The sequence below is a fragment of the Roseicella aerolata genome (assembly GCF_020523605.1).
GTDB lineage: Bacteria > Pseudomonadota > Alphaproteobacteria > Acetobacterales > Acetobacteraceae > Paracraurococcus > Paracraurococcus aerolatus.
This window is the reverse complement of record NZ_JAJAQI010000098.1, coordinates 1-6,787: the sequence shown is the minus strand read 5'-3', so window position 1 is coordinate 6,787 and position 6,787 is coordinate 1. Positions and strand designations below refer to the sequence as shown.

The following is a 6,787-nucleotide window of genomic DNA, read 5'->3' as shown; positions in this document are numbered from 1 at the left end:
GCCAAGCACGAAAGGAGGCCACAACCCACCTGACAGAAGCCGAAAACCCCGAACTTCCAGCCACAACCCGGGTCAAATCCTCATGGCAATCCCGGGTCAGCTCTCAGTGGCAATCAACACAGGTAGTCATTCGGCTCCGCCGTCGCGTGGGCGACGAGATCACGCAGGAGCGCGAGCTGATCCGCGCTGCGGCCGGCCGCAGCGTAGAGCCTGGCCAGCTCGCGCTGGCGCGGGACCGTCGGCGCCATCTCCTGCAGCCGCTCCAGAGTACGGATCAGCCCCCCTGTGCGTCCCGCGTTGCGCTGGACCTCCGCGAGCGCGCCGAGCGCCGCGGCATCACGCGGCCGCTCCGCAACCAGGGCTTCGAGCAGTTGCGCGGCACCCGCGGCATCGCCGATGCCGGCGCGGGCGCGGGCGAGCGCCGCGATCGTTGCCGGCGAACGGTCGCCGGCGGTGACCTTGGCCTCCAGGATGGCGACGGCGCGCCAGGGGTCGCCAGCCTCCATGCTCAATTGCGCCAGCTCCCACCCGCGCGGGACAAGGGCCAGGCTCAGGGCAACCGCGACGGCGCCAAGGGCGAGGACGGGCAATCGCGTGCCCGACAGGGCGATCGGTTGGGTCATGGCTCGGCCACGATGCGGGTGAGGTCAGGGGTGGCCACATAGGGGGCGAAGCCGTTCGCGCGCTGTATGGCGTAGATGCGCGCGATGCCCTCCCGGTCCTCCGGATTCCAGTAGTCGAGCGAGAAGAGGCGCAGGCGTCGGTCGCGCCCCCATGCTGCTCGCATGCGCTCGACCTGCCAGGCATATCCGGCCTCGGGCATCGGGCGGTAGGTGTGCGCACCGGCATCGAAGGTGGTGTAGACGGACTCGCCCAGCAGCATGTCGAACTGCTGGGCAATGTGCGGCAACACCGCATAGCCGCGGTTGATCATGATAGGGGTTCCGGGAAATCGGCGCCGCACGGCCCGGACCAGGCCGGCGGCGCCCGCCACCATGCCGGCGAAGCGCGCGGGGTCGTGCTGCTCCAGAGCCTCGGCGCTGTCGAGGGTGTCGAAGAACAGGCCGTCGAAGCCGCGTGCCAGGATGGCGGGCACGAGCTGCTCCACGACCCTCTCGCGCCATCGCGCCGACCGCGTATCGAGCAGCCTTGCCTCGGGCCAGCTCGGGTTGGGATCGAAGAGCAGCCCCTCGCGCTCCAGCTCCGGCGCATAGGAACGGCCGCCATGGACTTCCCCGAGGCTGAGATAGCCCAGCAGGACGCCGCCCGGCCTCCGGCAGTGCTCGATCTCGGCATCGATGTCGCTGTCGAGGACGGCAAGATCGTATTGCCGGATCGCGTCCTGGCCGGCCCGCCCGTAATAGACCAGAAGGCGCGGGCCATCCGCCGCGGCGTGCGCGCCGGCGTCGCGGGAGGCGACGGCCAGGAGCCCGGCGCTGGCGGAGGCGAGGCCTGCAAGGAGTGGAAGCCGCGCGCGCGCCGAGATCGGGGCGTGTCGGCTCAGGGCTGGCACGGAAGGCCCCCTCGCACCGCCCGGCGCCTTATTGACGCGGTTCACGACTTTCTCGGCATTGGCGCTACCCGCACCAGCCTCGGATGGGCACGGAGATATCGGCGGATCTGGTTGGACCAGGACATGTCGCCTGCGCGGCTCATCGGTGGCTCGGCCATGCCGGCCGGCTGCAAGCCTGGCGTTGGGCTGGCCGGCTCGCTGCCCGCATCACCTGGCCGCTGGGCAAGCCCGTCGAACAACCCCGGATCATTCGTCCCATCAGACATTGTCCTGCGCCCCGCACGATCGGTTTGGTGTCCAAGATCGCCGCGGCGTGTCCTGCCTTTGCCCCAACACGCCGGCCGGCTGCCACAAGCCCGGGAGGTCTCTGCGATCCGTTCCAAAAGCCGCTGATAGGTGCACACAAAACGAGGCTGTTTTCCCGTCACAGGATGGTAAAGAACCCCAATAATAACCAACACAAAATATGGAGGCGGGGGTGCGGCAGGTGCGTGTTGCGTGGCGCGCTGTATTCGATCCGGTATCGTCGGGTGAGGCTGCCAGAGCCCATTCTGCAATCGGGGCTTCCGGGTCAGGCACCGAATGGGAGGTTGCCCGCCGCCAGGGCCATGGTTCTCTCCGGGGTCGGCCTGCCGATGATGCACACCGAAACCAACCTGCGGGAGGGGCCGCGCACCGACGAGGCGGTGTTCTGGCTCTGGAAGCAGTGGACGAACGTGCTGCGCCTGCACAATGACGACGTGCCGATCGTCGGTTTCACCTGACATTCCCCGACCGACCAGATGGACTGGGGTACGGCCCTCAGGGAGCGGAACGGCCGGGCGAACCCGCTCGGTCTCCATGATCTCGACCGCAAGCCGCGCCGGGTCGGCACCGCCTGTCGCAAGCTGATCTCGGACTGGCGGGATGTGCTGCCGGCGCAGAGCCTCTGCCTGCAGGTGCCGGTGCTGATGCCGGTGGACCAGGATTGTTGGCCCCCGGGGGAGGGGCAGCCCAGGCCGGCAGTGATTTGACGCCGGTCCGCCGCCGGCGCTTTCATCCGGTCAGGGACAGGGAGGGCAGCCCATGGTGGCGAGCGAGGAGGCAAAGGCGCTGGCCGCGCGCTTCGACCTGCGCACCCTGGCGCCTTCCTTCTACGAGGATCCCTTCCCCACCTATCGCGCGCTGCGGGAGCATGACCCGGTCCGGCGCATGCCGGACGGTTCCCTGTTTCTCACGCGCTGGGCCGACCTCGACCGCACCTATCGGGATACGCGAACCTTCTCCTCCGACAAGCGGGTGGAGTTCGCACCGAAATTCGGCCCGACCCCGCTCTACGAGCACCACACCACCAGCCTGGTCTTCAACGACCCGCCGCTGCACACCCGCGTCCGCCGGCTGATCATGGGCGCGCTGACGCCGCGCGCCATCGCGGGGATGGAGCCGGCGCTCACGGCGCTGGTGGACCGGCTGCTGGACGCCATGGCCGCCAAGGGGGAGCAGCATGGCGAGGCCGACCTGATCGAGGACTATGCCGCCGCCATCCCGATCGAGGTCATCGGCAACCTGCTTGGCGTCCCGCAAGGGGAACGCGGGCCGCTGCGCGACTGGTCGCTCGCCATCCTCGGCGCGCTGGAGCCGGTGGTGGCGGAACAGGCCGCGGCGCGCGGCAATGCCGCCGTCACTGAATTCCTTTCCTATCTCCGTACCCTGGTCGCCCGCCGCCGGGCGGCACCCGGCGACCCGGCAACCGATGTGCTGACGCGGCTGATCCAGGGCGAGGCGAGCGGCGAGCGCCTGACCGAGACGGAGCTGCTGCACAACTGCATCTTCCTGCTGAATGCCGGGCACGAGACCACCACCAACCTGATCGGCAACGGCCTGGAGGCGCTGCTGCGCTTTCCCGCGGAGAAGGCACGGCTGCTGGAACAGCCCGGCCTGATCGGCAGCGCGGTGGAGGAGGTGCTGCGCTTCGAGAGTTCCAACCAGCTCGGCAACCGCGGCGTCATGGCGGAGACCGAGATCGGCGGCGTCCAGGTGGCGCCCGGCACGCTCATCACGCTCTGCATCGGCGCCGCCAACCGCGACCCGGCGCAATTCCCGGACCCCGAGCGCTTCGATATCGGCCGCATGCCGAACCGCCATCTCGCTTTCGCCGCCGGCGCGCATCAATGCGCCGGCCTTGCTTTGGCGCGGCTGGAGGGGCGGGTGGCGATCGGCCGCTTTCTTGCGCGCTTTCCGCGCTATGCGCCGGCTGGCCCGCCGGTGCGCGGGGGCCGCGCCCGCTTCCGCGGCTTCCTGAAGCTGCCCGTGCGGCTGGCCTGATCCGGGTGGCGGCCGCCCCGGCATGCGCTGCCCACCTTCATCCGCGCGAAGCCGCAATGGGGCCCGGTGCGGCCGCCGCCCGCCCACCCGAGGGGGTGCCATGCCAATTGGGGAGCCGCCGCCTTGCCGCCGTGACCCGCCCGAAGCACAGGAGGAGACACCGAGATGATGCCGACCCGCCGCGCGGCGCTGGCCGCCACGCTTGCCGCGATGCCGCTGGCCGTGCATGCCCAGTGGTCGCCGGACCGCCCGGTGCGCTGGCTGGTCGGCTACCCCGCCGGCGGCGGCACGGATGTGCTGGCACGGCTGCTCGCCAATGGCATGGCGCAGAGGCTCGGCCAGCCCGTGGTGGTGGAGAACCGCCCCGGCGCCGCGACCAACATCGCTGCCGAGGCGGCGGCGCGGGCGGAGCCGGATGGCCACACCGTCTTCACCGCCGGCAACGAGACGCTGGTCTTCAATCCCGCCCTCTACCGCAACCTGTCCTTCGACCTGGACCGCGACCTGCGCCCGCTCGGCCTGATGGCGCGCTTCCACCTGGTGGTCGCGGTCCGCAATGCCTCCCCCGCCACCACGCTGCGGGCGCTGCTGGACCGCGCAAAGGCCGAGCCGGGCCGGGTGGACTATGGCAGTCCGGGCATCGGCAGCCCGCACCACCTGGCGATGGAGCGGCTGGCGCGGGATTCCGGCGTCAGGTTCAACCACGTGCCCTATCGCGGCATGGCGCCGGTGCTGAACGATCTGATGGCCGGCACGGTGGAGGCCGCGGTGGTGGATGTGGCGGCGGGCGGGGAGGCGCTGCGCAGCGGCCGCATCCGCCCGCTCGCCGTCTGCTCCCCGGCCCGGCATCCGACGCTGCCGGAAGTGCCGACGGTGGCGGAGGCCGCCGGCCTCGGGGGCTTCGAGGCCTATGCCTGGCAGGGCCTGACCGCGCCCGCCCGCACGCCGGAGGCCGCCGCCGCGCGCCTCGCCCAGGCGCTCTCCGAGACGCTGGCGGAGGCGCCGGTGCAGGCACGCATGCGTGAGATCGGCCTGGAGCCGCTGACCGGCGGCGCCGCCGAGTACCGCGCATTGATCGAGGCGGATCGCGCGATCTATTGGCCGCTGATCCGAGAGCTTGGCCTGCGGCTGGATTGATCGGACCCACGGTTCGTGGGGAGGCCGGCGACCTTGCTGGCTGCCTCGCCGAAGCGCCATCTGCCGCCGTCGCACAACGTTCTTCGCCACATCCGGCCGGCGAAGTCCTGGCCGGATTCGGGCACCCGCTGCCGCACCGCCCTCTGGCGACGGTGCCGCGCGCCAGCGAGCACCGCCTCCGCCATGCGCAGGCCCAGCCAGGTTTCCTGAGGAAGAGCCGTGGAAGCGGGGCAGGACCAAGGCCGCGCCGCTACCTGCTCTCCTTCACGATCCGCCGGCAATGGTCCAGCGCCGCGCCGATCAGGTTGTCGCTGGCTTCCGGCGTCCGGAAGGCGGCATGGGAGGTCAGCGTCGTGTTGCGGATGCCCTTCAGCCGGTGGCCCGCCGGCAGCGGCTCCTGCTCGAAGACGTCGAGCGCGGCATGGCCCAGATGTCCGCTCTCCAGCGCATCGGGCATCGCCACCTCGTCCAGGATGGCACCGCGCGCGGTGTTCACCAGGATCGCGCCCTTCTTCATCTGCGCGATCCGCTCGCGGGAAAGGAAGCCGCGCGTCTCGTCATTCAGCAGCAGATGGATCGAGACCACATCGCTCTCAGCCAGCAGCCGGTCGAGTTCGACGAACTCCACCCCGGGGATCGCCTTAGGCGAACGGTTCCAGGCCAGCACCGTCATGCCGATCCCCCGGCAGAGCCGCGCCATCTCCGCCCCGATCCCGCCGGTGCCGATCAGCCCCACGGTCTTGCCCGTGAGCTGCATGCCGACCACGCGCGGCCAGTCCCCGGCGCGCACCGCGGCATCCATCATCGCGACCTGCCGCGCCGCGTCCCACATCAGGGCGAAGGCCATCTCCGCCACCGCCGTGTCGCCATAGCCCTTGATGATGTGGACGGTGACGCCGAGCGCCTCCAGCTCCTCCGGGTTCATGTAGCTGCGCGCGCCGGTGCCGAGGAAAACGATGTGCTTCAGCGCCGGGCACTGCTTCACGATCTCGGTCGGAAAAGGTGTGTGATCGTCGATTGCGATCTCATGGCCCTGGAGAAGGCGGGGCAGGTCCGCGGGCTTGATCTCCGGATCGCGGTGGATCGTCACCGGCAGGTCGCCGGGGCGGAGCAGCGTCTCGGTCACTGCCGCCAGCGACGGGTTAGCATCGACGAAAATGGCGCGCATTGCAGTGGCTCCCCCTGGCTTGCAGGCCGGGCATGGTAACGAGCGGTGCGGGCCGGTCCAGTGCCGGGCGGAGCGCCGGGGCCGGCGCAGGCGCCCGCGGCGAGTGCGGTGGTCACGGCCGGATGCGGGCATGGGCGGGCGCGATGGATCCCGCGCCACCGCGCATCGGCGGCAGCCGGAGGGATGGCGCGGGACCGGCGCTCGCCATGGTCGCGGCCCGGAGCGGGGAGGATGATTACATCGGTGACCGATCCGCCGCATGCTGGCTGGCATGAAGGCAGGCTGCGGGCCCGCCTGGTGCTGCCTCCACCAGAAGGCGGGCCAGGCCGGGACGGAACTGGCTTTCGCGTATGACGCGCGCATGCCGTTGTGCTGTTGCCGAACGCCGCTTCGTGATCCGTCCCGTCACTCGGAAGCAGGCGCCGCGCGGGACGTTGCAGTCGTAACGGCCGGCACATGGTCCGTTGCTCTGGCCGACCACGAAGCAGTGGGGGCAGGGCGCTGCATGACTGGTCCTCGCGGGGCGGGTGCAGTCCCCTGGAAGAACCGCGCGCCCCGCCGTCCTCCGTCAGCCGATCAGGTCGAGGACGATCTGGCGGATCTCGTCCTGCGTCAGGCCCGAGGGCTCGGGCAGGTACGGTGTTGCGATGGGATGGGCCGTCCTG

General features: G+C 70.7%; 7 protein-coding genes. 4 read left to right on the top strand and 3 right to left on the bottom strand.

Annotated elements, in window-relative coordinates; genetic code table 11:
• Nucleotides 1-113 precede the first annotated feature (113 nt).
• A complete protein-coding gene (locus LHA35_RS27430) occupies nucleotides 114-623 on the bottom strand; it encodes a tetratricopeptide repeat protein (protein ID WP_226614362.1) in 510 nt (169 codons plus the stop codon).
• A complete protein-coding gene (locus LHA35_RS27425; protein ID WP_226614361.1) occupies nucleotides 620-1,513 on the bottom strand; it encodes an endo alpha-1,4 polygalactosaminidase in 894 nt (297 codons plus the stop codon). The genes LHA35_RS27430 and LHA35_RS27425 overlap by 4 nt, the downstream gene beginning before the upstream one ends.
• Nucleotides 1,514-2,121: 608 nt before the next feature.
• Here LHA35_RS27425 and LHA35_RS27420 point away from each other — a divergent pair.
• From LHA35_RS27420 to LHA35_RS27405, 4 genes are all read left to right on the top strand, one after another.
• The gene (locus LHA35_RS27420) at nucleotides 2,122-2,277 is read left to right on the top strand and encodes a hypothetical protein (protein ID WP_226614360.1); all 156 of its coding nucleotides are present in this window, start codon (nucleotides 2,122-2,124) and stop codon (nucleotides 2,275-2,277) included.
• An 18-nt stretch (nucleotides 2,278-2,295) separates the two neighbouring features.
• Nucleotides 2,296-2,526 (top strand): hypothetical protein, encoded by a 231-nt coding sequence (locus LHA35_RS27415; protein ID WP_226614359.1) that lies wholly within the window; start codon nucleotides 2,296-2,298, stop codon nucleotides 2,524-2,526.
• Nucleotides 2,527-2,578: 52 nt separating this feature from the next.
• Nucleotides 2,579-3,817, top strand: a complete 1,239-nt coding sequence (locus LHA35_RS27410) for a cytochrome P450 (RefSeq protein ID WP_226614358.1) — start codon at nucleotides 2,579-2,581, stop codon at nucleotides 3,815-3,817.
• A 165-nt stretch (nucleotides 3,818-3,982) separates the two neighbouring features.
• A complete protein-coding gene (locus LHA35_RS27405; RefSeq protein WP_226614356.1) occupies nucleotides 3,983-4,954 on the top strand; it encodes a Bug family tripartite tricarboxylate transporter substrate binding protein in 972 nt (323 codons plus the stop codon).
• A 250-nt stretch (nucleotides 4,955-5,204) separates the two neighbouring features.
• On the opposite strand, the gene LHA35_RS27400 is transcribed toward LHA35_RS27405, so the two are convergent.
• Nucleotides 5,205-6,122 carry an NAD(P)-dependent oxidoreductase gene (locus LHA35_RS27400; protein WP_226614355.1) on the bottom strand — a complete coding sequence of 306 codons (918 nt, stop codon included), beginning with the start codon at nucleotides 6,120-6,122 and terminating at the stop codon, nucleotides 5,205-5,207.
• Between the last annotated feature and the right edge of the window lie 665 nt (nucleotides 6,123-6,787).